Genomic DNA, 25,330 nt, shown 5'->3' with positions numbered 1-25,330 from the left:
TTATTTATGATAGTTACTTTATTCGTTAAAATAAAGGTTAATGTATATTCTAATTTACACGAAAATGATATCATATAGTTGCCGTAAATCTTAGAATTTATAGCGTTTAATTAGGATATTCATCTCCAAGAGTAATTTTTGCTTTTGATTGGATGATTTCTTGAACAGTCTTTTTCTCAATTTTACCTTCAAGCCAAGAAATTATATCAAAATACATGAATGGATATTTCTCAAACTGATCATCTTCTAAAGGTATTAATAGATCTCTTAATTGCTTAAATGCTTTCATGAGTTCTTGCTCATTCATGTTTCTAGATAACTTTTTCAAGAAACCCATAATATATTTCTGAAACTTGAAAAGATTGTCTTTTCTCAACATAAAACGGTAGGTAGATTTGACATAGTAATCTACTAAATCAGTATTCCCCATTTCATAATGACAAATAAGATTTACAATTCTAGCAAAAACGTGAACGTCTTCTCTAACATCCATTTCTAGAGCATCAGAATTAATAATTCTATTTAGCCATTTTGATGATAAACGAAAATCGTCTGCACCAAAATACAAGCATGCTATTTTGTAATAAAGAATTAGGCGAGAGTGCTTATTAATTTTAGAAATAAAGAACTCTATATTATTTAAAAGTGCATTTAACCTTTGAACACCACCCGTAAAGTCACCTAACATAAACAAGCGGTTAAACTCATGAATGTAAGAGTATTTAAGCAATTTCATTTTAATGTTCTCACTTAAATCAACTTTATTCATTAATCGAATTTTGCGGAATAGAGACTTTGTGTTTACAAAATCTTTATATTTATTCAATTTGTATTGTCCAATTAATACATTGTTTATAGCATTAATATAAAGGTCTAACTTATTGTGAATGATGTCGTTATCATTCTCAAAAACAGCCAAATACTTTAGAGCGTATTCATATCCTTTCTCTACATTATGTGTAAAATAATAGAAGCCTACATAGAGATCATATAAAGAAAGCTTTTCATTTATAGATAATTTATTTTCGTCTATAGATAGAATATTGTGGTCTACTAGTTTTAATGCTTGGTTTAAATCTTTTTGAGATTTTACATAACCTACTTTTAGATAGAAAGCATTTAACCGAGCAGAAATATTCGAGAAAGTATTGATATGATTAATTCTATCGTTTACGTCTTGTACTTCTTGGATTAATTTATTTACCCTTCTTTGGTTGTGTCTGTCTAGTGTGTGTGCTAATAAACTTTTTTCCCAACGCAAGATTTCTAATAAAAGCTCAAGGTGATCACTCTTTTGTGCTTTTTTCTTTGATTTTCTTAGAATATCAGCACATTGATCATATAGCCCTCTATTGTATAAAAGTTCAGAATGGTCAATCATTTCTCGAATTTCAGCATCTTCCATTTTAGTTAAATGGAACTGCCTTAAGGCTTGCAATATTCTCTTATATAAATGAGCTTTTAAATTAGAGAATTGAGCAGGCTTTAATTCTTTGGTTGAAGCTAATAAAGTATCTTCATCAAATACCTCTTGTTTGTCTATTAAGTCAAATAAGAGCATGAATTTCTTAGACGCATTTGTATTGGTTTCATTAGAAACAAGCTTAAAATAGCGCTTCTCACTTCTTGACATCGACTTAATCAGTTGATAAAGATGATTTGATCTTTCTTTAGGCATCGTATTTATTATAAACGTTTATAATGCTTATGAATGATCAAATTTACATTCTATTGTAGTTAAATGATAATTAAACATCGTAAAATGTTATTTTTTTAGTTTTTGATGCTTTTTATCACCTTTTACATTAGCAATATCATAACGATAATAATAATTGTAATTATTTCTAAGATATAACAGACACACTTTTAAATAAGTGTTTAAGCCTATGAACGATAAAGTATTTATTTTCGACACAACATTACGAGATGGAGAACAGGTACCTGGTTGCCGTTTAGACACCGCTGAAAAGCTAGTAATTGCACGTGCCCTCGAAAATCTAGGCGTTGATATTATAGAAGCTGGTTTTCCAATTTCAAGCCCTGGTGACTTTGAAGCTGTGAACCAAATTGCAAGGGTAATACAAAATACGACTGTTTGCGGTTTAACAAGAGCCGTTAAAAAAGATATTGAAGTAGCTGCAGAAGCTTTAAAGCCTGCTAAAAAACCAAGAATCCATACGGGTATTGGTACTTCAGATCAGCATATATTCACAAAATTGAGACTTGATAGAGATCAAGTAATCGAAAGAGGAGTTGCGGCTGTAAAATTAGCGAAAACATTTGTTGAAGATGTTGAGTTTTATGCAGAAGATGCAGGAAGAACTGATAATGTGTATTTAGCTAAGGTTATAGAATCTGTAATTGCAGCAGGAGCTACAGTAGTAAACATTCCTGATACAACAGGATATTGTATTCCCGAGGAATATGGTGCTAAAATCAGATTTTTAAAGGAAAACGTAAAAAATATAGATAAAGCTATTATTTCAACACACTGTCATAACGATTTAGGTATGGCTACTGCTAACTCTTTAGCAGGTGTAAGTAATGGTGCTCGCCAAATTGAATGTACTGTTAATGGTATTGGTGAGCGTGCTGGTAATACTTCTATGGAAGAAGTAGTAATGGCAATGAGAAAGCATAATATGTTGAATTTTGATACTGCAATTCATACTCAAAAGATTTATGAAATTAGCCGTTTAGTATCAGATACTATGCGTATGCCTATCCAACCTAACAAAGCAATTGTAGGTGATAATGCATTCTCACATTCATCTGGAATACACCAAGATGGTGTAATTAAAAGCAGAGATAACTATGAGATTATTGACCCTGCAGAAGTAGGTGTATCACAATCTTCGATTGTTTTAACTGCAAGAAGTGGTAGAGCAGCACTTTTCTATCGTATTCAAAAATTAGGTCATACATTAGACCATGATGCGTTAGAACTTGCTTATCAAGAGTTCGTTAAAATGGCAGATACTTTACAAACTGTTGAAGACGAACACCTTGAGAAATTACTTCAACTTGTAAAAGTGGCTTAGTCTACTACACAAGTATTAAAAAGAATTTATGTTTATATGTGTTTATATATGGTTTAAAACCATTTATGGTTAGTATGTGGTAAGTGCGGCTTCCGGTTGGAGGCCGTTCTTTTTTTGCCTAAAAATTACTATAGTTAAACCACAATAAATTTAAGAAAAACACCTACTATAGAGCTGGATATTCCAACCCTATAGTAGGTGTTTTTTGTTGTTGATATTCTTAATTTTCATCGAAAATAAAACCTGTTTTTTCGCAGGTTTATTTCTGTTTAAAAAGAGCTAGGTTGCTGTATATCATCATAATTTTAGTAAAAGGCACCTGCTATATTTGTAATGTAATAAAAAGAGTATTACTATAAATTTATTTCATTTTAATACAAAACATCAGCCGATAAGTAATTTACTTTAGTGTTCACCTATTTTTCTTATCGGCAATTAATAGTGTACTATTAGATACCAATTCAATTATTAAACTAACCTTATTATCAACTTATAGTTCCAATTAGTGTAATCTTACTTTTTTAAGTGACATTCTTTTATTTTAAAAGGATGTCACTTTGTTTATTTAATATTAAGCCATGTGGTAGCTCTATCTTTATCATCTATAGAGAAGTACTCTATATTGATTCCTGGAGTTAAAACATCACCGACACGCGTTAAAATATCCATCCAGTCACTTGTACCAATAATGGCAATTTTATTTATTTTGCTGTAATATTTTATACCCGTTTTAAAATCATCCCATGCAGAGGCAATAGAAGAATAACCTTCAAAACCTGCAAATTCTAGATATAAGTTTAATGGTTTATTAGAATTGATTTGTTGAAAGAATTCATTGTCAATTGCTACATATTCCTGTGGAGTAATTTTACCTGTTAATTTATACGCCAAATAATTATCTTCAGAGTCTGTTTCAATTTTTTTGATTCCAGGAACAAACGCTTCTTCTTTTTGTAGTAACCAAATTAAAGCATTGTCACGGTTTTCTGAACTAAAATATTTAATAGGAATATTAGGGAAGATAAAGTCAGCTATGCCAGAAATATTTTTAAGCCAATCCATATCACCTATAATTGCATATTTTTCGACAACCTGAGTGGCTTTAATTTTTTTCTGAATAGCATCAAAAAAACTTTTGAAACTGTCTATTCCGTTAATATTTTTTATTTCTCCAAGAAGCTTAACTTTACCTGCTTCTGCTTTTTGAGCTAATGCATCATAAAATTGGTTAATCCCTTCTCTATCTATTTCACCTTCAACTGTAAAGCCAAGCACTTGTGCTCCAAGAGATGTGTTAATTGTAATCATATTATTTTAATTTTTTTATGGATGTACTTCTGAATATACGAGATATTCTAGTGAAGGATACAATTAATCAAGTTTTTTTATACTACTAGTTTTACTAATTTCAGTTCATCAATTAAATCAGATAAAATATGAAAGTAGCAATAATAGGAGGAGGAATAGCTGGATTGTATGCAGCATCAATTCTAAAAGAAAGAAATTATAGTGTTCAATTATTCGAAGCAACCGATAGGTTAGGTGGTAGGGTATATACAAAACAATTACACGAACATCAATTTATTGAATTAGGAGCTGCAGAAATTCATGGAAAATCTGCTGTGATCCATGAAATGTTAACTCACTTAGGACAAAAATTAGAACCTATTGTTGGTGATGAATTTGTATGGTTTAATAAACGCCTAACCGATACTGAAGAGTTACATGATTTACCACCAATAGTACAAGATATATTTAATTATTTTGAAAATATAGATCAAGAAACATATGATGGAACTGTTCTTCAGGTATTAAAACAAAAAGGACTTTATAACGCACATGTACGTCATATTATAAGAGGTTTTTTAAGTGAATATAGTACAGATGCTGAGAAAGCTCATGCATTTTCATTAGGAGAAGATGAATGGAGGTGGTCATCGGGAGATAGAAACTATTTTAGTTGGGGGAAATATAGTGATGCTATAGATTTTTTCGTGAAGAAATTAAAAAGTAATATTTTCACTTCTTCTGCTGTTGTAGATGTCAATTATTTAGAGGATAGTGTACAATTACTTTTACACGATGGAACTGTTCATACTTTTGATAAAGTGATTATTACAGCATCTTTAGGAGCATTAAAAGAAGGGAAAATTAACTTTACACCGGCTCTACCTCAAAATAAGCAGACAGCTATAGAAACTTTAGGTTTTGGTAAAGGGCGAAAGTTATTTATAGAATTTGATTCACCGTTTTGGGAAGAAGATACTGTGGAAATAATTGGAGGTGAAAAGTGTCCAATGTATTTAATTAGACCTTCTCACCCTAATCATATTGTAGCATTTTTAATGGGTGATGCCTCTGAAGAGTTTAACCAATTAAATGATGATGAATTAGCTGAAATTTTAATTAATGAACTTGATGAAATGTATCCTAAACATCAAGTCATGTCATTATATAAGAGTCATTTTGGGCAGGATTGGAGTAAACAACAATATACTTGTGGAACTTATTCTTTTGCTACTAAAAATGCGAATGAACATAGAGCAGCTTTGAAAGAGCCAATCAATAATAAAATATTCTTTATAGGGGAAGCATGTCATACTAACGGACATGTAGCAACAGTTCATGGGGCTATGGAAACAGCTGAAGAAGTTGTTGAAAATTACTTTGCAATTAATGTATGATTTTTGTTAATGTGTAGTTTATAACTAAATACTAAACATCCAATCTAATGAGAAAAGCTTTTAAAATATTTATAGGTGTTGTAATAGCATTGATTTTATTAATTTATGCTGGTCAATATTTTATGATAAAAGAAACAAAAAAACATAGTCCTAAAATAGAAGAAAATTATGCTTTTGGAACTACAGAAATTAACCTTGTGTATTGTTCACCTTTTAAGAAAGGAAGAGTCATTTTTGGTAACTTAGTACCTTATGGTCATGTTTGGAGAACTGGAGCTAATGAACCAACAACAATTACAACAAATGTAGATTTAAAAATTAATGGTAAAATATTACCTGCAGGAGAATATACGTTATGGACTGTTCCTGAGTCAGACCATTGGCAAGTAATCTTTAATTCTAAGATTAATGATTGGGGTGTTCAGTTTGGAGGTAAGGCAAGTAGAGATCCTAAATTTGATGTTTTAGAAGTTGCTGAAACAGTAAAAAATTTAGATTCTTCTGTAGAAAGTTTTAAGATTTGGGTAGATACACCTTTAGAAAAAGATACCTACTATTTGCATTTTTCTTGGGATAAAATTCAGGTAGATCTAACAATGAACAAACAGTAGGTTAGAAAGTTTGTAAGACAAAAATAATAGTATTGAAATTATAATTTGAGGTAATTCTTTTACTTTATTACATAAAGTGGTAGGATTACCTCTTTGTATTTGTACTTTTCCAAAAGTAATTACTATATTATATTAGATTTTAATCAAATCACTTAAGTTTTTCGATAATTACAATAGGATTATACGGAGAATTTTTTGACAAATGAACCAACGTATTTAAGAGAACAAAATGACAACGGCAAAGATTACTTTAGAGGAATATCTTAATAATAAGAGGGTTAAGTTTTTAAGAATACCCAGAATATTTAAAGATGGATCTCGTGTTATTGGAGCAATGTGGGAAGCAATTGAGGGAATTGAAGAGTTCCAAGAAAAAGGTGATCCGACACAAATATTTATACGTTTATACTTTGACGAAGAGGAGAATAGCATCTTAATGCAAGAAACAAGGTTTGCAATGTCTATGATGTTTCCTGTTAAAGTTGATGATGATTTGGTTACAATTGATTTATTGGATTTCATGAGTGCATTAAGAAAATTTGCTCAGAAGTTACCTGTAGAAAGAGAACCTATTGCTGAAATTTTAGAGTTTGTTCTGTATTCATCCTACTATGGATATGATAATAAGAATGCAGAAATTTTAGCAAAGAAAATTGCTAATGCAGCCTATTTAAATGGTAAAGGAGAAACTGATGAGGAAGATTTTTATGAAATAGTAGATGCACTATATGAGCCTCCTAAAGAGTTTTTTGTCGATAAATATGTCGATGGGAAAATTCTAGAAATAATTGAAGTTCAAGAGCAAGTATATGATAATTTACCTGCTGTTTTATGGATATTACGTAAACATATTGTTCAAGATAGAAGTTAGGTTAATTAATAATCCAATGATAGAATTATCAAAAAAAGACAAAGATTTAAGCTTATCTATAGCTGATGTTCTGATTAATGCACAAGGAATGCAATCAGAAGAAGAAGTAGAAGATTTACCTAAGGATCAATTACTACAATTGATTAAAAGTGAAGGTTCAACAGATGCAGTTTCTGATGTTTACTTACGAACTTTTAGAGGTATTCTAAAATTTGATGTAGCTTATTTGCTTCGATCAAATAGGTGTTGTTCATAGTATAATCTATTTTACAATTATCTTTTTGGTAATTAATGTAGATGTATAGACATCTGTAAATTGAAGTAGATAAATTCCTTTTACCCATTTTTGAGTTGACACCTTTAGATTGCTATGGGATGTTATACTGTCTTCTAAAATAATATTTCCATTAATAGACATTACATTTAATTGTAATGTTGAGTTGTTATTGTTTTCTATAATAAAATCTGAAGATGTAGGGTTAGGATATACCTTTAAATGTAAGGTAGATGTGCTGATTTCATCTGCAATAGCAGTTGGTGCTTCGTGCGTATCAATAGTTGCTAAATAGAGTCCTCCTCCTTCAGAACCAGTAATTAGAAAGTTGTTTATTATTGTGCTACTTAGTTTGTTCCCATATGTTCTATCTGTAAATGAGTTGCTTGTTTCGTTATAAAATGCTTTACTCTGGAAAGTAGAGTTGTCATTTTTATAATCTCTCCAAACTCTTGGAGTACCACTGTCATCCCATACTAAAAGATCTAATGTACCGTCTTTATCAAAATCAGTGATAAATGCAGAAGGGTATTTACGAAGTAGGTTATCATTAATACCTTTAAATTCATTTTCTTCTAGTACAAAATCTAATTTTTCGTTTTGTTTATAAAACTGAAGTTCACCACCAAATGTACCTAATAAAATGTCGGTTTTGCCGTCATTATCTATATCATATAAATAAGTGTTTTCTTCAGGTCTGTGTTCAAAAATTAAAGTAGGGTTATCAGTGTCAAATGAAAGGCCATTAGCTGGAAATAGATAAACACCTGCCTTATTACTATTTGGTTTTCTTGCACTTATTACTAAATCTTCGCTACCGTTTCCTGTAAGGTCTACTATTTGAGGATTTATATCAATCATTCCCCAGTTAGTAATAGAATAATAGTCTAAATCGATAAGTTTAAACTTAGGAACATTTTCGGTGCCTATGTTTTGGAAATAAGCAATACCTCCGCCCATCATTTCATTATTACTATTAAATGTTCCTCTATAGCCAACCAAGAGGTCATCTAACCCATCTTTATTCACATCATAGGCAAAAGGTTTGGAACGTTCTCCTAAATCAATTGCTGCAGATTGTAGAAAGTTTTCTTGTATAAATGTCCAAACAGGAGCAGATGAAGTGCCAGTATTTTTATATAACCAGATACTATTACTGAAATTTGTTAGATCACCTTCATTAGATGTTAGGTTAGCGCCTACAACCATATCATTTTGCCCATCATTATTGATATCAACAAAGAAAGAGGCAGGGAAGAGTGGGAAATTTACAGGGTGTGAGGTAGGAAAGTTAGAAATACTTTCATTAAAAAGAGCTGTTGATTCGTTACCTTTATTTGGAAGTGAAACTAAATTACTACAATTCATCTCACCAATCAAAAGGTCTTTAAGGCCACTGCCATTTATATCTTCAAAGCTAATAGCAGAACCTAAGTGCATAATTCTACCATTTGATCCACAGGTTTCATCTCCAAAGATATATGTGGCACAATCACCACATTCTTGAAAATCGCCCCAATTATTACTTTTCTTTTTAAAGGAGGGTGTATCAGAGTTGCCACCAATGTTTTCATGGTACTCAATTGTACCTCCTAATCCCGGAACAAAAGTTATAAAGTCTAATAAACCGTCTCCATTAACATCTGAGATGGCGGGTGTATCTAATAAAGAGCATACCAATGGTGTTGGGGCTCCAGAAAAAGTAGTGGATTGTAATTGAACGGGTGTTTTATTGAAAGATAATTGATCGTCTGAAGAGTTAGTGTGGAGGTAAATTCCATCTTCTCTTCCAATGATTAAATCTTTGTGGCCATTTCCATTAATGTCTTGAATTTGAATCCAAAAACGGATATCACTTGGGAAAGCATCTTCATATTGAGGGGAATATAACCACTCTTGTGAGGTTGAACTCCATAAGTAGGTATAAATTTTTCTCGTAGACCTATCAAAAATAACGAGATCATTATTGCCATTTAGATTTAAATCAATATTAAAGAGTTGAACAGCATTTAACCCTCCAGACCATGCATTTTTTAATTCTTGATTTCCGTTTTCTACAACAATTGATGTTGAGGGAACAAAACCAATATTTTGAGCATAAGAATTACTTAAACAAAATAAAAATGTGATTAAAAATAATAGCGTATGCTTCATAAGGGTTTTGGCTTGTAGGTTTATTCTATAAATCTACTTGAAAATCTAGATAGAAACCAATTGCCTCCTTAATTATTTCTTCTCTAGAGCGACCTTCTTTATTTGAAAGTGCTGTTATTTTGTCTTGGAAGGTAACAGGCAATAAAGAAAAGGTATCTATTGCGTCATTCTTTTGCACAGGACTTGGTTGTATATTCTCTTTTTTAGGAATTACAGATTGAGTAGTGGATGCTGGAGTAGATGGTTTATTATTACCTATTGGTGCTCCTCCTAATAGTGAATCTAATCCTCCTGAAAAACTTTTTTTTGCCATGATGATAGTTATTTAGAGTTAGGCGTTAACAGTGGTTCTATCTAGTACTTCTTGTGCTAGTCCCCAATAATCTAACGCTCCATTACTCTTAGGATTGTATTTAAAGATGTTTGTTTGTCTTGAAGGTGCTTCAGCTAGAGCTACATTTTCTCTTATTACTGTTTTAAAAAGTTTATCGCCAAAGTGCTTCTCAATAGCATCTTTTACGTTTCTATTTAATATTTTTCTTTTATCGAACTGAGTAATAAATACACCACCAACTTCAAGATCTTGGTTTAAGCGCTGCTGTACTTTTTCAATAACCTCGAGTAATTTTTTTAAACCTTGAGTAGCTAAAAATTGAGCTTGTAAAGGAAAGAATACTTGATTAGAAGCAGTGAATGCATTAATAGTAAGTAAACCCAAACTTGGAGGGCAATCTATTAAAATAAAGTCAAAATTATCTTTTACTTTATTAATATGATCTTTAAGAATAAATTCTCTACCAGCTTCCATACTTAATTCTAATTCTGCTCCAGATAAATCTAGTTCAGAAGGAATTAATTGAAGGTCTAGTTCTAATTCTTGCATAGCATCTTCTATTTTACAGAAGCCTCTAAGCATAGTATATACAGATTTCTCAGGTTCAAAAACACCAAGAGATTGACTTAAATTTGCTTGAGGGTCCATGTCTATCATCAAGACACGTTTACCTAACTGATGCAGTCCTGCACCAAGATTTACAACAGATGTAGTTTTACCTACACCACCTTTATGGTTACTAATAGAAATGACTTGTGCTGCCATTGATGTTTGCGTTTGTAAGTGACGTACAGGTACAATTTATTTAAAAAGTACCCTAAATTGTAGAGCAATTAACGTGCTCTATTTTTTTTCTCTTTCCATTTGGTTTGTAGACCATAGATAATTGGTACTAAAATAAACGGAAGTTGAGCATAATCAATATAAAAATAACCTGTTATAATAGAAACTATAGCTAATACGGGTTCCATCCAGCTTTCGCTACTTATAACTTCAGCTTCTTTTTTATCCATTTCTTCTTTAAGTAGTAGGTTATTTTTACTTGCGTGTCTCCAGGCAAAGAAAGAACAACTACCAATTATAAAAACATTAATACCATATATTGCTATGGAAATAAAGTAGTCTGGAAAAGCAGTAGCTAAACCATTAGAAAATGGTAATAATGCTACAAAAGCCAACAGGATTAGGTCTAACCACATATAAAGTGTATCGGCTCCTTTCATTAATCGTGTTGTGGTTGTGTGTTTTAACCAATAAACCGCTAACAAAACAAAAGTTGAAAGGAAAATACCTAAAATAGGTAGTTGCTTACTTAACGCAGTTAAAAGCTGTTTATTACTTTCTATTGCTTTAACCTCAGGTAGATCAATTGCTAAAAGCAACATTGTCATTGACGTTGCAAAAATTATATCTGATAATCGAGTTATTCTTATTAGCCAACTTTTAGAAATAACTTTTGCTTTTTTATTGTTCTGTTGATTTTCCATTGATACCAAATTTTTATAAAATAGTAGAAATTGTAGTTGTAATTATGGGAGTAACATTTTTTCTAAATAGCTATAACTAAATTCTAATACTCTTTTTTGATGATGATCTGAATAAGCAGAGACGCCCTTTATAGGTTGTTTGATAATTATTCTTTCAGATCTTATAATGTAATCATTCAGAGCATTTACTAAGAAAGTCACAACAAGTTCTTCATCACAATCTTCATTGTAAATACCTTTAGCTTTACCATCTAAAATATTTGAAATAAATAGATCACTCACAATTTTAGAAACCTCATCATTTTGAGAGATCACTTCATCTCTAAGGTCCATTGTTTCTTCAACATTCATAATTCTCGATAAGTCTCTATTTTCGAAAGAGACCTTAAAGAATTTCAGTAATGCACTTTTTAAAAAATCTAAACCTTCTTTTTCTGAGTGTTTTAGTTCTGTTACAACGGTATTAATTTGTTTCGAAAAATCAGAAATGATTTCTTTAAGAAGTGCTTCTTTTGAACCAAAATAATAATTTATCATTCCTTGGCTCACTTTAGCTCTTTGGGCAATTTCTCTTGTAGATGCTCCATCAAATCCTCTTTCAGAAATTAATTTTGTAGCAACTTTTAAAACATGTTCTCTATTATTTTTCATATTGGGTTTATTTAATCGAATGAATTATTTATAGTAAAGTTAATAATCAATTATAAAAAATAAACTTAAATCTTCAATACGTGTAATGATTGCGTATATTTGCCTGTACTTTTTAAAGAAAAGTAGCACTTATTAAGTATCTAAATTATATAGTATAGCTTATTTTTTAAGTTCCCGAACATTATCAATACTAAATCTAACAAGAACTATGAAACATAATTTATTTAAAATATTCGTATTTACTTTACTTATTGCTTTTGCAGGACAAGTAAATGCACAAGATGAACAAGAAAAACCTTTGACAGAAAAGGAGCAGAGGAAGCTAGCAAAGAAAAAAGCGAAAGAGGAAAGAAAAAAGGCAAAGCAATTAGCTAAACAACAGGCCAAAGCAGAAGAAACAGCTCGTTTTGAAATGTCTAAACAGGCAATGAAAGATCAAAAGTTTGTTTTACAGGCCAACCAAGTATATGATAGATATGGAAATGTTGCTCAAGTAACAAATTCTATCAATTTTATTAAACTTAATGGAGACGTTTGTGTTGTACAATTGGGTTTTGAAGGTATAGTTGGTTATAACGGTGTTGGAGGAATTACATTAGATGGTAAAATTACTGATCTAGAGTTAAAAGAAAATGAACATGGTGGTGTAAACATGAGCTTTAATGTACAAGGTTCTATGATGCAGGCTGCAGTAAGAATAAACTTAAATGGGGCAGATAACTGGGCGGATGCATCAGTAAGGTCTCAAACAGAAAATATTGAAGTGAAGTTCCGTGGTAATTTGTTACCAACTGATTTATCATCAGTATTTCAAGGAGCAACACCTTATTAATAAAAGCATTACTTTTTTAACTTATGTGGCAAATATTTAAACGAGAAATTAATAGTTTCTTTAGTGCAATTTTAGGGTATTTAGTAGTCGCTATCTTTTTAATAATGATGGGATTATTTGTTTGGGTTTTTCCACAAACAAGTATATTAGAAGGTAGTTATGCTTCTTTAGATGCCTTATTTAATGTTGCACCTTATGTTTTTATGTTCCTTTTACCAGCTATAACTATGCGTGGTTTAGCAGAAGAGAAAAAAACAGGAACTTTAGAATTATTATTTACTCGACCATTAACTGATTTTCAGATTGTTAGTGGGAAGTTTTTTGCAGCATGGGTAACAGCAATATTAGCATTAATTCCAACAGTTATTTACTACTTTTCAATTTATAATTTAGGTGCTCCTAAAGGAAATATTGATACAGCAGCTGTTGTAGGTTCTTACATTGGTTTAATTCTTCTTTCTGGTGGTTTTGCCGCAATTGGTACTTTTGCTTCTTCAGTTACTTCAAGTCAGATAGTTTCTTTTATTATAGCAGTAGCACTTTGTTTTGTTTGTTATGATGGTATATCCTCTGTGGCAGCTATTCCTGCATTAAGTGATCAAGCATATGCTATTGGCTTATGGGGAGTAGATTTTCATTATAGATCTTTAAGTAGAGGGTTAATAGACTCTCGAGATATATTATATTTTTGCAGTTTAATAATTATTGCACTTAGCTTAGCCAAATTATCTATTGGTAGTAGACGCTGGGAGCAATAACCTAAATTATATATGGCACAATTTAATTTAAAAGAGGCAGGGGAATTACTTGCTAAAGAATTAGAAAAAAGAGCATACGGTGATGCTCCAGAAAATTTATATGCTCCTTTACGTTATATATTATCATTAGGTGGTAAAAGGTTACGTCCTGCGTTAACGTTATTAGGTTGTTATTTATTTAATGATGATTATAAAAAAGCTGTAGAACCTGCAATAGGTGTAGAAGTTTTTCATAATTTCACTCTAATGCACGATGATATTATGGACGATGCTCCACTTCGTAGAGGTCAGATGACTGTACATGAAAAGTGGAATCCTAATATTGCTATCTTATCAGGCGATGTGATGTTTGTAAAAGCATACGACTACATTATGAAAGTGGAAGATAATGTGTTAAGACCTGCTATTTCATTATTTAATAAATGTGCTACTGAAGTTTGTGAAGGACAACAATTTGATATGGACTTTGAAGAACGAGCAATTGTTTCTGAAGAAGAATATATAGAAATGATACGTCTTAAAACAGCTGTATTGATAGGTTTTGCATTAAGGTTGGGAGCTTTAATTGGCGGAGCATCTGAAGAACAATCTAAAGTTGTAGAAGAGTTTGGAGTTAATGTAGGACTTGGTTTTCAGCTTAAAGATGATATCCTAGATGTATATGCTGATCAAGATAAGTTTGGTAAGCAAGTTGGTGGAGATATTATTTCTAATAAGAAAACATTAATGCTTATCAAGGCTTTAAAACAAGCTGAAGGAGAAGATGAAGCGGAACTTCTAAAATGGTTAGAAGTAAAAGAATTTGATAAAGTTAAAAAGGTAAAGGCTGTTACTTCTATCTATAATAGATTAGGTATAAAAGAAATGGCTACTTCTAAATCAAATGAATATTTTGATAAAGGATTTACTGCTTTACAAAAATTAGATGTTCCAGATGACAGAAAGCAATTGTTGAAAGAATTTGGCATCTATCTTCAAAATAGAGATCATTAAAGAATTTTTAGAAAGCTACTTTAGAAATAAGGGAGCTTTTTTACTCATTTAATAAAAAAACCTTGAAAGAATGAATCCTTTCAAGGTTTTTACATTTAGACTTATGTCTATTGTATAGTTATAAACTACTTAGCAGCAGCAAAACGTTTTGCTACTTCGTCCCAGTTTACAACACTCCAGAATGCAGAGATGTAATCAGGGCGACGGTTTTGGTAGTTTAAGTAATATGCATGTTCCCAAACGTCAAGACCTAAGATTGGTGTTCCACCGCACTCACCTTTCATTAATGGGTTATCTTGGTTTGCAGTTGAGCAAACAGAAAGAGCACCATCTTTAACACATAACCATGCCCAGCCAGACCCGAAACGAGTTGCAGCAGCGTTAGCAAATGTTTCTTTGAAAGCATCGAAAGAACCAAAAGCAGCGTCGATAGCAGCAGCTAAATCTCCTGTAGGAGCACCTCCACCGTTTGGAGAAAGGATTGTCCAGAATAAGTTATGGTTATAGTAACCACCACCGTTATTTCTTACAGCACCAGAAAGTGTATCAGCAGATAATAATTCTTCGATAGATTTCCCAGCGTCAGCAGTACCCTCAACAGCAGCATTTAATTTTGCTGTATATGCAGCATGATGCTTTGAGTGGTGAATTTCCATTGTGCGAGCATCAAAATGTGGCTCTAATGCGTCATAAGCGTAAGGAAGTTGAGGTAACTCGAATGCCATTTTAGTAATGTTTTATTGTTAAATAAATTGTTTCAAAATTTGAGCGGATGATTTTTCTCAATCGATGAGATTGATCACCTTTTTTTTGCTTATGCTAATTAACACAATAAACTCTAAAAAGAGAACCAATTATACATCGAATTCATTTATAGTACCATAGTTTTTGTTTATGATCCATAAAATGTTCTTAAAACATAGGTGCAAAATTATCTTTTTGGACTAATTCTGCTACAATAGATTCTCCTTTAGAATGATCTTTACAAGTCCATTCCCAGTTTTCTGAAAGAATAATTCTTCCGTCTTCAATTTTAGGAGTAGAAATACACTTACCTGTCATGATTTCATCATTTAGATTTACATGTTGATATGTAAATACTAAAGAGCTATCTTCTTTTACAATACCTGTAATTGTACCCATTTTAATATTGGTACCATGGTAAGTTGCCCAAATAACATCACCGCCCTGTCGGTAATGAAAGAACGTTTCAGTATCTACTTCTCCATTTTCAGAATTAGAAATAGCTCTAAAACGTTTGTTGTGATAATTAATTTTTTCCATAAATAGTTCAGCTTGGTGTAAATAGTGAACAAATATAGAAATTATGCAGTTTTATTACCTACCAGAATAGAGTTTTTAAGTTCGCCACCAATTCCATTATAGTCATTGCTAGCTGTTTTTATAATATACCTTGCTTCTCTTAATCTTTGGTTTACTGCACCCCATACAGAACTTTTACTTTCTGTAGAACCAGGGATCTCATCATAATAAGATTGGAAATCTTTTTGTTGATAGAAGATAGGAAAGAGCATCAAATTGGTGTTTTTACTAATTTGTTGTCTTCTTAAATAGGTGAAGGAATGTCCTGAGTGCATCCAAAGATAATTTGTGAAAATATTTCTATCGTGGTTTTTGTTACTTTCAGTCTTTATTACGCAGACTTCAATATTGTAAGGTCTTTTTAATTTATTTTTTAATTCCCATTCAATGTACTTTTTCATCGAGGCAGGTTTATCTCGCAAATCGACAGAAATTAACGTTAATTGGAAAGTTACTTCAAGCTTTTCAGGCATTAAAGCATCTAACATAGGAATCAAGTTTTCTTCCATTTCTCCCAAGTCTTTCAATAAGTAGTTGTCAATAATTACCATTGAGTTATGTGGGTGGCGGAAGCGTTCTAATTGACTCCATTTTTCGAAGCGTTTTACAGCTCCTCTATCTTTAGTTACATTGTATAAAGACCAATTAAACATAAACCCAGCTTTCGATTTAATGCGGTTTGGGTTTAATGTAATTATGCCATATTTTGTTTCAATGTCTTCACATTCTTGATTGCTTTTATCAAGGAAAAACATTGTTTGTGGCATTGTCGTTTTACTAACTACATCTAATTGATCAAATGCTTCTTTTTCACAACGTAATGATGACCCTCCAGAAGATGCATTCTTTAGCATCTTTTTAATGTAAGGGTTTGTTTTACTCATCATTGACAATTGAGTAGGATCTACATCTAAGCGTAAATCTGCTTGTTTATTCAAGAATGAATAGAAATCCATCCAAGAACGGCTCCAGTCCATATCGTCCAATTCATCCTCTAAAGATGGACGTTTTGTAAAAAAGGAAGTAAGTGAATTTATATTTGCGTAAGTGGTAATTCGTTCCATGATAATCGTTATTTAAGTAGCCTAATTTATTGTTGTTTCAAGTGGAATAATTCGATAGCAATATTATCCGCTTCATCAAAGAATCCTTCTCCAAACTCGTTGTCTAGCTCTCCATCTTTTAAGATATTTAATAGAGCTACTTGAGGTTTCCCTTCTGGTACTCTCTCGGGGTTATATAGGTAATATATTGTAGATTCGTACGGCGTGATTTTACGTTTAGCCGTCCAATATTGTAATTTTCTAATCAGGTATTCAGAGTGAGTTTCTATCAAGAAATTAGTCTGATATCTTTGTGAGGCATCAATAATTAAATCTGCCAACTTAGATTGCATTTTAGGATGAAGATTTGTTTCAGGTTCTTCAATTAATAAAGAACGATGTTCATCTAAAGCAATTTTTAGAAGAATAGGTAGTAATTGAGATATTCCATAACCTAAATCGGCTAAATCTAATTCATGTCCTTTTCTATCTGTAATGATTACATCTGATGCAATTCCTTTTACAGAATTGATGTGTATATCGTATCCAATTTCAAATTCTTGAATCCAAAACCTTACAAAGTCTCTTGCTTTTTGATCTGCATTTTTAGCAAAATCAAAAAGTAATGTACTTAAAACAGTACCCTCTGTGTGTAAAAGAATGCGTTTTGTACTACCTCTTTGTGCTTCTAAAAGACCAAAGTTGAATAGTTTTCCACAAGATTTAAAAATATGTTTAATGCCTTGTACACCTTCTTCAATCATCTTTACAAAACCATCAGCAAAAACGCTATCAATATCTATTGTAAAAAGGTTATGAAATTCTTCGCTAGAAAGAGGTAATTCAGGAAGGTGATCTAAACTATCTAAAGAATTTACAGCTTCTTGAGTGTCAAGAATTTTTCTATCGTTGTTGTCTAGAAGTGGTAAATCTCTTAAAAGGAAACCAATTGATGCAATTTTAAATCCGCTTCCATCTTCTTCACGTTCTGCAAGAAGTTGTTTAAGGTTTTCTTTTTTGAAAGGATTAATCTTTTTGACTTTTGGTTGATGCTCCGTCATAAATGCATTAAGACGAGAACCTAATAGTAGCATCAATTTTTTATGTATAAGTTCAGAAAGAACATTTAGTTTTTCTTCTTCTTTTATACCAGTTACCTTTGAAAGCTTATTATTATCAACACTAAAGAATTTAGTTAGCGGTGTGTCTAAGTCCATCCCTGCACCATATTCGTATAAATTGTTGATATCAAAGAAACTAGTGAAAACAGGAATCTCACCATCCGTTTTAATATAATCGCCTCTATGTCCTGCAGCTAATAAGTAACTATTACCATTTTCGCTACCTACATAATGCAAACTACCATTACTTAAAGGGGTGTAAAGTAGCTTTCTTTTATTTGTAAAACGTTCTCTGTATGATAAACCAATATTGCATAATTTACCCTCTTTACTATCATATGATAGTTCAAGAATTAAACGCTCTGTAGTATTTACGCCAATTGGTTTAAAAGAAAAAATAATTTCTTTAGAACTGATATTTAAGATGTCACGCACTAAAGAAGACATTGGTATATCCATTTCTAACCACGAAACCAAAGCTGAACGTAATTGTTCTACCTCAGTAATATCATTTTTACGGATAACTTTAGCCCAACGCTCGTTATGTTTTTTTGTAGCCTTTTCATCTCTTGTGGGAGAAGGTTTAGCTTCAGTTAGATGTTCTAATTTTTTAATACCTCTAAGCTCGTGTTCTCGATGTTTCTCGTACCACGCTCTTTTGATTAAATCAACAAAAAAAGCTTTATTTATATCTGCGGGGATTTTTAAATGATCCTCTACAGGTATATCCAACTCCTTAAGTTTTACCACTACATTTGAAGCTTGCTTAAACAGCTTTTCGATATTTTCTACAGAAATTCTTTCTTCAAATGCGATATGAAGTAACTTATGAAGTATTGCTTTAATAATTGGCTTATTTTCGATCTCACCTTCTTTCGTTAATTTTTGTACATGACGGATCATGTCTTGAGACCTATTAATTAAGACTCCTCTTAAAAAGTACATCCAATTTTTCCAATTAGGTACTTTCATTAAGTCTGAAAAACTATTGATGTCTTTTAAGTCTGTAAAAGCAATAGAAATATCTCTTTGCCCTAACTCAAAACGTTTAAAAGGAGCAATACCTGGCTGAGGAGCAAATTCTAATGTAAATGTAATTGGCTTTTCAGGGTCAGTATCGTGATTACGAGCTTTATCTATATTACCTAAATTATGGTAAGGACCTCTAAAATCGAGTTCTTCCAATCTATTTTTAGTACCATTGTCTTGTAATAATAAAAGAGCTTTAAATAATGAACTTTTACCACTACTGTTTGTACCCGTTAATACATTAATTGGTGAAAAATTAAATGTAGTACGTTCTTTAAAGACACGGAAATTTTCTAAAGATAGGCTTTTGATATTGGCCATAAAAGGTTTATATATTAGTCTGTAATGATCGAATGAATTTGATAGCTTTTAGGACCTATAAATTTTATTCAAATTCTAAATAGAATCGACAGTACTACTGAAGTTTGTTGATATAAAATTTATTTGGGTTAATCTAAGCTTAATCAGAGTGCAAATATAGATTAAATCCTTTAATTGAACAAATGTTAATACTCGTCTTTCTTAGTTGAGAAAAAAGACGAGTGAATAATGTTATTCGTTTTGTTAACATAAGGTAGTTGTCGGGGTCTAATCAGCTTTGAAACCGTTTTTTGCATGTTGTCCATCGCAGTATGGTTTATTTGCAGAATGCCCACATCTACACAAAGCAATTTGTTTATTTCCTAAGCTTTCAGAATTACCTTTAGCTGTTAAAGTAATGCTTCCTTTTATTAAAATAGGCCCATCTTTTAAAACAGTAACTTGAATATCATTTTCAATTTCAGGAGCATCATCTTTATCCTCTGTTTTTAATGACAGAGCTCCCGAAGGACAGTTTTTTACAGTAAGAATAATATCTGCAGTTGGTGCTGCATTTATAGACACCCAAGGTCTTTTAGTAGGGTCAAATACACTTGGTAGTGCTTGAAAACATTTTGTTGAGTGAATACATTTATTAGGTTGCCAAACAATCTCAATGTCGTTATTTGAATATGTTTTAATAATTTCTTTACTAGACATAAGTTTTTTACGTTACAGGGAGGAATGTGTTTAAATTGATGTGTTTCTTAAGTTTATAATACTTAAGTTATAAGCGTTTTAGAATTTACATTGTAAACTAGTGTAAAACAAATAATTATTTAATAAAAAATATGAGTGATAGTAATTTTTCAGGGTTTATACAATCCTTTAAAAAATTAGCAGTTGATACCTTAAGTATCAGAGAAGGATCTGACCCAGAAGCAACTATTGAAGGAATAAAGAAAGATATGACATTTAAAGGTCATGCAGCGTGGATCTTAATCTTTTCAATTTTAATTGCCTCAATTGGTCTAAATTCTAACTCACCTGCAGTAATAATTGGAGCCATGTTAATATCGCCATTAATGGGACCAATTTTAGGTATTGGAACAGCCATTGGTATTCACGATGTGGATATGATGCGCAGAGCTTTAAAGAATATTGCAATAGCAGTAGTTATTAGTCTAGTTACATCAACTTTATATTTTTCTATATCACCTATAACAATAGAACAGTCGGAGATTTTGGCTCGTACTAAGCCAACAATTTTAGATGTTTTTGTTGCTATGTTTGGCGGTTTCTCTGGAATTATTGCAGGCTCTAGAAAAGAGAAAAGCAATGTAATTCCAGGGGTTGCAATTGCTACAGCACTTATGCCTCCTTTATGTACTGCTGGTTTTGGTTTAGCAACAGGAACATATAAGTACTTTTTTGGTGCATTTTATCTCTTCTTTATTAACTCTGTTTTTATTACGCTATCCACCTATATTGTTGTAAAGTACTTACGCTTTCCAATTAAAAAGTTTATTGATAGAAGTAAGTATCGTCGTTATAGATCTTTACTTATTATATTTTTAACTATAGTAGTGATGCCAAGTGGTGTCATTTTTATGAAGATGATACAGGAAACTCGTTTTAAGATTGCTGTAGATAATTTCATAAACGACAATACGGTTTTTCAAGGAAGTGAATTACTTACGCAAAAGATAATTTATACAGATTCATTGTCAACAATTGATTTGTATTATATGGGGAAGAATATTGATGAGAATAAAATCATTTTCTTAAATGAGATGTTGGCTCGTTATGGTTTAAATGCTAAAGCTGGTGAGTATTTTCCTTTAACAAAGAAGACTATTGTGAGGATACATCAAGAAGATGGATCTGGAGCTGATATTGATAAAAAGTTCGCAGAGTATAGCAATGATTTACATTCAAAATTATTGAGAGATATTTATACAAAAAATGATGAGGTTATTCGGGATAAGGATCTAAAAATAAAATTACTCGAAAAACGAATTTATAATTTGAATGCTTCTAAGAAGGATCCATACCCCATTCAACAGTTAAATAAAGAACTAAAATTTCAATATCCTGAAATTGAAAAATATGCAATAACAAGTATACAATTACAGGAATTTAAAGGTGATTCTTTAGGAGTTAAAAAACACCCAGTTTTATTAGTTAAACTCTCTGATACTGTTAAAGATGAACAACGACCTGCATATTTAGAAAAAATAGAAAAGTGGATTAGAATTAGATTAAATGATCCAAAATTGAAAGTATATAAATTTTAGAAATTTGAAAAAAGAGTGTGAATAATTGTAATTAACATTGTTCACATTCTATAAGTGTTTGTCATGATAGTGAATTTAATAACAGAAAAAATTAACGCTCTCATGAAAACACTAAGAAATTATTCCATATTATTATTATCAATAGTAGTTGTATTTTTCAGTTCATGTTCAAAAGATGAAGAAAATGACTTTTTTGGACCGAATGTAAGAATTAAAAATGCTCCTAAAGAATTTAAAGTTACACCATTATCAGTTTTAGAATTTGATGTAGAAGCATCTACAATTTCAGATTTTGGACTTAGTAGTATTAATTTTGAACCTAATTCAAACGAAATTCCTAACCCAAGTAGAGTAGGTTATAAAAATAGTATTTTTGGTTCATTTGGAACATATAGATTTAAAGGTTACGCACCTTTAAAGAAGGGTTCTTATGATTATAAATTTGTTGCATATACAATAGATCATCAAAAAACAACAGTTAAACAAAAGGTAACTGTTACAAAAGAACCTTTAATTATTAAGATTGAAAATGAGAAAAAACTTCCTACAGAATTAAAAGAAAAAGGTACTTATACAGTTAAAGGTACTATTGAGTCTGTAAGATCTTTTGAATATATAAGATTAAGCACTTCGGCTTTTGAACAGCCAACAGACTTAGTTAAATATGACCAAAGAAGCAGAAGAACGTCAAAGAATACATCTATCTATCAGCATACTTCATATAAAGTCTTAACACATGATTTAGGTATGAGTAATGGTTACCATAAATATGCATTTGAGGTAGAGTTTACAGTAACAAAAGGTAGAGCAGGAAAAGACCTTACAGAGTTTACTGTAGATTTAAATGTTAAAGATGATGCTTATCACGATAAAAGATATAAAGAGAACTCACTTAAAAAAGAATGGTCTCATACTCTAAAAATTAAATAATTAGAGGAAAACAATAAGTGTCTTAAAATATTGATCGTCTTATCCCTTTTTATCCCCAAAAATATTATGAAAAAGTATTTAACATTAATTGCCTTATTTATCACTTTTCTAGTTTCAAATGTAGCATCTGCTTCAGAACCGTTAGAAGATGGTACTGGATTTACAGGAAAATGGCATTTAGAAGTTGTTGATTATTTAAATGAAGGAAGAACAATTTCTGGAGATGAAATGTTTGGATCAGCACAATATCAAATTTTTGATAAAGACGGGAAATTTATTCAGATAGGACCAGAGGGAAAGAGAAAGGGTAAATATACTTTTGATTTAACTCAAGAGAAATTAATTATTGATACTAAAGTGAAAGGTTCTAAAGAACAAATTACTTTTCAAGTTATCAATAAGAAAGAAAATACATATGTTTTGGAGTACATTTCTGGTGATACAATAATGTTACTTCATTTCACAAAAAAAGATTAATTATAATAGTTTATACAGTTTTTTTGGAGACTTAATGGAATTTTTCTATTAAGTCTTTTTTCTTTTTTAGTCATTTTTAGAGTAGAATATAACTGTGATGTATACATCCTACTCTATTTTTATTCTAATCTTTAGATGCGTACTTTTCTTGTTTTGCTTCTATCTGTTTAAGCATATATTCAAGGTCAGTTTCATTTTTAATAATATGATTTGACAATGAAAAACGATTTTCGCTATCAGATAATTCAATATGAGGTTCTATTCTAATTGCTGATGGAAAATGCCAAACAGAAAAGTTATACGAAAGATATTTTATCATGGAGATATTATCTTTTGCTTTATAGAAGTGCTCAAACATTTCTGGCTTGCTAAATAAGACTTTGTATTTTTTTGAAAGCCAATAGTAGTAATCTGCCCAGCTTTCTATAGCATAGTATTCATTATCTGCTTCATAGTAATCAAATACTAAATTACTGCGAGACAAAGAATCACTTTTAACTCCATGCCCAGTTATATGAGGTGGTGGAGAACTTGAAAATGCAGAATAGCTACTAAATTCATTTACAGTAATTACATGGTAGTAGCCAACATCTTGTGCGTTTAATGAGCCTATTATACAAAATAATAGGACAATAGTAAGTCGTAACATGATAAATAAGTTAGTAATGAGAATATCTAAATATACTGAAAAGAAGTATAACTGTTAGTTAATTTGAAATGAATCGCTGTTGCTTTTGTGACTTTTGTAGAAAAATCCATTATTAACTACAAAAAGTGTAATGATGGATTTTAGTTATTGATTAAATATCTTTTGGTAATATTTTGTTTAGTAGAACACCTACTAACGCAGCTATTGTTAAACCAGAAACGGAAATGTTATTCCAAATTGCTACATCTTTTATACCTATTCCTAATACAAATATTAAGGCAGCAATTATTAAATTTCTTGAATGTCCAAAATCTAATTTTGCAGAAATTAATGTTCTAACGCCTACAGCTGCAATCATTCCGAAAAGAATTATAGAAATACCACCCATTACAGGAACTGGTATAGTTTGTAATATGGCACCAACTTTACCTATAAAGCTAAGGAGTATAGCAAATACTGCTGCTATTCGAATTACAGAAGGATCATAAACTTTTGTTACAGCCAAAACGCCTGTATTTTCTCCGTATGTAGTGTTAGCAGGTCCGCCTATGCAACCAGCAAAAATTGTAGCTAATCCATCGCCAAGCATTGTTCTGTGTATTCCTGGGTTCTTAAAGAAATCTTTTCCTACAACGGCTCCATTCGTTGTTATATCACCTATATGTTCAATAAAAACAACAAGAGCAATTGGAGCAATGGCAAAGAAACCCGACCACGAGAAGTGTGGAAGTGTTAAGACTTGATCAAGGGTGTCTCCAGTAAAACCAAACCAATGAGCATTTTTTATCGCAGTGTAATCTACTACACCTAATATTGCTGCAAGTAAATAACCTACGGTTACAGCTATTAAAATAGGCATCAATTTAAAAAATGAATGATTAACCATAGAGGAAATAACCATAGTTATAATTACTGATAATGCTATAATTAAACTTTGGGTATCAAAAGTTCCATCATTATATCCAGCCATTTGTAGTGCAATTGGACTTAAACGTAAACCAATGACCATAATCGTTGGACCAATTACGATTGGAGGAAAAAAAGATTGTACTCCTTTAACTCCAAATTTTTTGATTATAAATGCCATCAAGACATAAACTAAACCGGCTCCAATGATACCAGCTTTTACTTCAGCAAGTCCTTCTTGTTTTAAAACAAGGCTAATAGCACCAATAAAGGCAAATGAAGAGCCTAAAAAAACAGGAACAATTTTCTTTGTTACTTGATGAAATATTAATGTGCCGCAACCTGCTGTAAATAGTGCAATTACAGGGCTTAAACCTGTTAAAAAGGGGACCAATACGGTTGCTCCAAACATGGCTAATACATGTTGAACACCAAGAAGATATTTTGTTTTTCCTGAAATAGAATCCATATGAAGGGAAGTTTGTTTACATAAATCGCCTCAAGTTAATAGATTGATTATGTAACTTTTAATGATAGTAGTTGTTGTTTTCGTTTATTATCGATT

25 protein-coding genes are annotated in these 25,330 nt (G+C 31.3%); 11 read left to right on the top strand and 14 right to left on the bottom strand.

What is annotated here, in order from left to right:
- Positions 1-106 precede the first annotated feature (106 nt).
- The gene (locus KM029_RS09175) at positions 107-1,633 is read right to left on the bottom strand and encodes a hypothetical protein (protein WP_245006606.1); all 1,527 of its coding nucleotides are present in this window, start codon (positions 1,631-1,633) and stop codon (positions 107-109) included.
- Positions 1,634-1,886: 253 nt separating this feature from the next.
- Here KM029_RS09175 and KM029_RS09170 point away from each other — a divergent pair, with 253 nt between their 5' ends.
- Positions 1,887-3,041 (top strand): 2-isopropylmalate synthase, encoded by a 1,155-nt coding sequence (locus KM029_RS09170; protein ID WP_144073002.1) that lies wholly within the window; start codon positions 1,887-1,889, stop codon positions 3,039-3,041.
- 561 nt (positions 3,042-3,602) lie between these two features.
- Here the strand turns inward: KM029_RS09170 and KM029_RS09165 are convergent.
- Positions 3,603-4,349, bottom strand: a complete 747-nt coding sequence (locus KM029_RS09165) for a SpoIIAA family protein (RefSeq protein ID WP_144073001.1) — start codon at positions 4,347-4,349, stop codon at positions 3,603-3,605.
- 128 nt (positions 4,350-4,477) lie between these two features.
- Here KM029_RS09165 and KM029_RS09160 point away from each other — a divergent pair, with 128 nt between their 5' ends.
- From KM029_RS09160 to KM029_RS09145, 4 genes are all read left to right on the top strand, one after another.
- Positions 4,478-5,725: a flavin monoamine oxidase family protein gene (locus tag KM029_RS09160; RefSeq protein ID WP_144073000.1), complete on the top strand. Its 1,248-nt coding sequence runs from the start codon at positions 4,478-4,480 to the stop codon at positions 5,723-5,725.
- A gap of 47 nt (positions 5,726-5,772) precedes the next feature.
- Positions 5,773-6,336, top strand: coding sequence for a DUF2911 domain-containing protein (locus KM029_RS09155; protein ID WP_144072999.1), 564 nt, complete (start codon positions 5,773-5,775; stop codon positions 6,334-6,336).
- 229 nt (positions 6,337-6,565) lie between these two features.
- Positions 6,566-7,207 carry a hypothetical protein gene (locus KM029_RS09150; RefSeq protein WP_144072998.1) on the top strand — a complete coding sequence of 214 codons (642 nt, stop codon included), beginning with the start codon at positions 6,566-6,568 and terminating at the stop codon, positions 7,205-7,207.
- Between the two features lie 16 nt (positions 7,208-7,223).
- Entirely contained in the window at positions 7,224-7,463 is a 240-nt protein-coding gene (locus KM029_RS09145; protein WP_144072997.1) for a hypothetical protein, read from the top strand.
- A 6-nt stretch (positions 7,464-7,469) separates the two neighbouring features.
- On the opposite strand, the gene KM029_RS09140 is transcribed toward KM029_RS09145, so the two are convergent.
- From KM029_RS09140 to KM029_RS09120, 5 genes are all read right to left on the bottom strand, one after another.
- The gene (locus tag KM029_RS09140) at positions 7,470-9,635 is read right to left on the bottom strand and encodes an FG-GAP-like repeat-containing protein (protein WP_144072996.1); all 2,166 of its coding nucleotides are present in this window, start codon (positions 9,633-9,635) and stop codon (positions 7,470-7,472) included.
- A gap of 25 nt (positions 9,636-9,660) precedes the next feature.
- Complete coding sequence (locus KM029_RS09135; RefSeq protein WP_144072995.1) at positions 9,661-9,948, bottom strand: ribbon-helix-helix domain-containing protein; 288 nt, start codon at positions 9,946-9,948, stop codon at positions 9,661-9,663.
- A gap of 18 nt (positions 9,949-9,966) precedes the next feature.
- Complete coding sequence (locus KM029_RS09130; protein WP_144072994.1) at positions 9,967-10,734, bottom strand: ParA family protein; 768 nt, start codon at positions 10,732-10,734, stop codon at positions 9,967-9,969.
- Between the two features lie 68 nt (positions 10,735-10,802).
- Positions 10,803-11,456, bottom strand: a complete 654-nt coding sequence (locus tag KM029_RS09125; protein WP_144072993.1) for a TMEM175 family protein — start codon at positions 11,454-11,456, stop codon at positions 10,803-10,805.
- A gap of 42 nt (positions 11,457-11,498) precedes the next feature.
- Positions 11,499-12,107: a TetR/AcrR family transcriptional regulator gene (locus KM029_RS09120; RefSeq protein ID WP_144072992.1), complete on the bottom strand. Its 609-nt coding sequence runs from the start codon at positions 12,105-12,107 to the stop codon at positions 11,499-11,501.
- Between the two features lie 208 nt (positions 12,108-12,315).
- On the opposite strand from KM029_RS09120, the gene KM029_RS09115 reads away from it, so the two are divergent.
- From KM029_RS09115 to KM029_RS09105, 3 genes are read left to right on the top strand one after another with little or no spacing between them, the layout of a single operon-like run.
- On the top strand, positions 12,316-12,939 hold the full coding sequence (locus KM029_RS09115; protein WP_144072991.1) for a DUF4251 domain-containing protein: 624 nt from the start codon (positions 12,316-12,318) through the stop codon (positions 12,937-12,939).
- 23 nt (positions 12,940-12,962) lie between these two features.
- Entirely contained in the window at positions 12,963-13,697 is a 735-nt protein-coding gene (gldF, locus tag KM029_RS09110) for a gliding motility-associated ABC transporter permease subunit GldF (protein WP_144072990.1), read from the top strand.
- 12 nt (positions 13,698-13,709) lie between these two features.
- Positions 13,710-14,690, top strand: a complete 981-nt coding sequence (locus KM029_RS09105; RefSeq protein WP_144072989.1) for a polyprenyl synthetase family protein — start codon at positions 13,710-13,712, stop codon at positions 14,688-14,690.
- Positions 14,691-14,815: 125 nt separating this feature from the next.
- Here the strand turns inward: KM029_RS09105 and KM029_RS09100 are convergent, their stop codons facing one another.
- The 5 genes from KM029_RS09100 to KM029_RS09080 all read right to left on the bottom strand — a co-directional run bounded on the left by KM029_RS09100 (position 14,816) and on the right by KM029_RS09080 (position 20,226).
- Positions 14,816-15,415 (bottom strand): superoxide dismutase, encoded by a 600-nt coding sequence (locus KM029_RS09100; protein WP_144072988.1) that lies wholly within the window; start codon positions 15,413-15,415, stop codon positions 14,816-14,818.
- Between the two features lie 187 nt (positions 15,416-15,602).
- A complete protein-coding gene (locus tag KM029_RS09095; protein ID WP_144072987.1) occupies positions 15,603-15,974 on the bottom strand; it encodes a n-acetylglutamate synthase in 372 nt (123 codons plus the stop codon).
- 41 nt (positions 15,975-16,015) lie between these two features.
- Positions 16,016-17,077, bottom strand: coding sequence for a hypothetical protein (locus tag KM029_RS09090; protein ID WP_144072986.1), 1,062 nt, complete (start codon positions 17,075-17,077; stop codon positions 16,016-16,018).
- A gap of 26 nt (positions 17,078-17,103) precedes the next feature.
- Positions 17,104-19,527: an AAA family ATPase gene (locus KM029_RS09085; protein WP_144072985.1), complete on the bottom strand. Its 2,424-nt coding sequence runs from the start codon at positions 19,525-19,527 to the stop codon at positions 17,104-17,106.
- A 267-nt stretch (positions 19,528-19,794) separates the two neighbouring features.
- Positions 19,795-20,226, bottom strand: coding sequence for a (4Fe-4S)-binding protein (locus KM029_RS09080; RefSeq protein WP_144072984.1), 432 nt, complete (start codon positions 20,224-20,226; stop codon positions 19,795-19,797).
- A 131-nt stretch (positions 20,227-20,357) separates the two neighbouring features.
- Between KM029_RS09080 and KM029_RS09075 the strand changes: the two genes are divergently transcribed.
- The 3 genes from KM029_RS09075 (at position 20,358) to KM029_RS09065 (ending at position 23,210) form a co-directional block, all read left to right on the top strand.
- On the top strand, positions 20,358-21,803 hold the full coding sequence (locus tag KM029_RS09075; RefSeq protein ID WP_144072983.1) for a DUF389 domain-containing protein: 1,446 nt from the start codon (positions 20,358-20,360) through the stop codon (positions 21,801-21,803).
- A 102-nt stretch (positions 21,804-21,905) separates the two neighbouring features.
- Complete coding sequence (locus KM029_RS09070) at positions 21,906-22,733, top strand: hypothetical protein (RefSeq protein WP_144072982.1); 828 nt, start codon at positions 21,906-21,908, stop codon at positions 22,731-22,733.
- Between the two features lie 66 nt (positions 22,734-22,799).
- On the top strand, positions 22,800-23,210 hold the full coding sequence (locus KM029_RS09065; protein WP_144072981.1) for a hypothetical protein: 411 nt from the start codon (positions 22,800-22,802) through the stop codon (positions 23,208-23,210).
- Positions 23,211-23,334: 124 nt separating this feature from the next.
- Here KM029_RS09065 and KM029_RS09060 read toward each other — a convergent pair whose 3' ends face one another.
- Positions 23,335-23,859, bottom strand: a complete 525-nt coding sequence (locus KM029_RS09060; protein WP_144072980.1) for a hypothetical protein — start codon at positions 23,857-23,859, stop codon at positions 23,335-23,337.
- Positions 23,860-24,010: 151 nt separating this feature from the next.
- Complete coding sequence (locus KM029_RS09055) at positions 24,011-25,234, bottom strand: uracil-xanthine permease family protein (RefSeq protein WP_144072979.1); 1,224 nt, start codon at positions 25,232-25,234, stop codon at positions 24,011-24,013.
- Positions 25,235-25,330 lie beyond the last annotated feature (96 nt).

The sequence above is a fragment of the Flammeovirga kamogawensis genome (assembly GCF_018736065.1).
In the GTDB taxonomy this organism is placed as follows: Bacteria; Bacteroidota; Bacteroidia; order Cytophagales; family Flammeovirgaceae; genus Flammeovirga; species Flammeovirga kamogawensis.
Note: the sequence above shows the minus strand (reverse complement) of the source record. Positions and strands in the feature narration are given on the sequence as shown.

Excerpts from the sequence above, each read along its gene's own strand:
- KM029_RS09175 (WP_245006606.1), bottom strand. The coding sequence starts at position 1,633 with ATGTCAAGAAGTGAGAAGCGCTATTTTAAGCTTGTTTCTAATGAAACC.
- KM029_RS09170 (WP_144073002.1), top strand. The coding sequence starts at position 1,887 with ATGAACGATAAAGTATTTATTTTCGACACAACATTACGAGATGGAGAA.
- KM029_RS09165 (WP_144073001.1), bottom strand. The coding sequence starts at position 4,349 with ATGATTACAATTAACACATCTCTTGGAGCACAAGTGCTTGGCTTTACA.
- KM029_RS09160 (WP_144073000.1), top strand. The coding sequence starts at position 4,478 with ATGAAAGTAGCAATAATAGGAGGAGGAATAGCTGGATTGTATGCAGCA.
- KM029_RS09155 (WP_144072999.1), top strand. The coding sequence starts at position 5,773 with ATGAGAAAAGCTTTTAAAATATTTATAGGTGTTGTAATAGCATTGATT.
- KM029_RS09150 (WP_144072998.1), top strand. The coding sequence starts at position 6,566 with ATGACAACGGCAAAGATTACTTTAGAGGAATATCTTAATAATAAGAGG.
- KM029_RS09145 (WP_144072997.1), top strand. The coding sequence starts at position 7,224 with ATGATAGAATTATCAAAAAAAGACAAAGATTTAAGCTTATCTATAGCT.
- KM029_RS09140 (WP_144072996.1), bottom strand. The coding sequence starts at position 9,635 with ATGAAGCATACGCTATTATTTTTAATCACATTTTTATTTTGTTTAAGT.
- KM029_RS09135 (WP_144072995.1), bottom strand. The coding sequence starts at position 9,948 with ATGGCAAAAAAAAGTTTTTCAGGAGGATTAGATTCACTATTAGGAGGA.
- KM029_RS09130 (WP_144072994.1), bottom strand. The coding sequence starts at position 10,734 with ATGGCAGCACAAGTCATTTCTATTAGTAACCATAAAGGTGGTGTAGGT.
- KM029_RS09125 (WP_144072993.1), bottom strand. The coding sequence starts at position 11,456 with ATGGAAAATCAACAGAACAATAAAAAAGCAAAAGTTATTTCTAAAAGT.
- KM029_RS09120 (WP_144072992.1), bottom strand. The coding sequence starts at position 12,107 with ATGAAAAATAATAGAGAACATGTTTTAAAAGTTGCTACAAAATTAATT.
- KM029_RS09115 (WP_144072991.1), top strand. The coding sequence starts at position 12,316 with ATGAAACATAATTTATTTAAAATATTCGTATTTACTTTACTTATTGCT.
- gldF (WP_144072990.1), top strand. The coding sequence starts at position 12,963 with ATGTGGCAAATATTTAAACGAGAAATTAATAGTTTCTTTAGTGCAATT.
- KM029_RS09105 (WP_144072989.1), top strand. The coding sequence starts at position 13,710 with ATGGCACAATTTAATTTAAAAGAGGCAGGGGAATTACTTGCTAAAGAA.
- KM029_RS09100 (WP_144072988.1), bottom strand. The coding sequence starts at position 15,415 with ATGGCATTCGAGTTACCTCAACTTCCTTACGCTTATGACGCATTAGAG.
- KM029_RS09095 (WP_144072987.1), bottom strand. The coding sequence starts at position 15,974 with ATGGAAAAAATTAATTATCACAACAAACGTTTTAGAGCTATTTCTAAT.
- KM029_RS09090 (WP_144072986.1), bottom strand. The coding sequence starts at position 17,077 with ATGGAACGAATTACCACTTACGCAAATATAAATTCACTTACTTCCTTT.
- KM029_RS09085 (WP_144072985.1), bottom strand. The coding sequence starts at position 19,527 with ATGGCCAATATCAAAAGCCTATCTTTAGAAAATTTCCGTGTCTTTAAA.
- KM029_RS09080 (WP_144072984.1), bottom strand. The coding sequence starts at position 20,226 with ATGTCTAGTAAAGAAATTATTAAAACATATTCAAATAACGACATTGAG.
- KM029_RS09075 (WP_144072983.1), top strand. The coding sequence starts at position 20,358 with ATGAGTGATAGTAATTTTTCAGGGTTTATACAATCCTTTAAAAAATTA.
- KM029_RS09070 (WP_144072982.1), top strand. The coding sequence starts at position 21,906 with ATGAAAACACTAAGAAATTATTCCATATTATTATTATCAATAGTAGTT.
- KM029_RS09065 (WP_144072981.1), top strand. The coding sequence starts at position 22,800 with ATGAAAAAGTATTTAACATTAATTGCCTTATTTATCACTTTTCTAGTT.
- KM029_RS09060 (WP_144072980.1), bottom strand. The coding sequence starts at position 23,859 with ATGTTACGACTTACTATTGTCCTATTATTTTGTATAATAGGCTCATTA.
- KM029_RS09055 (WP_144072979.1), bottom strand. The coding sequence starts at position 25,234 with ATGGATTCTATTTCAGGAAAAACAAAATATCTTCTTGGTGTTCAACAT.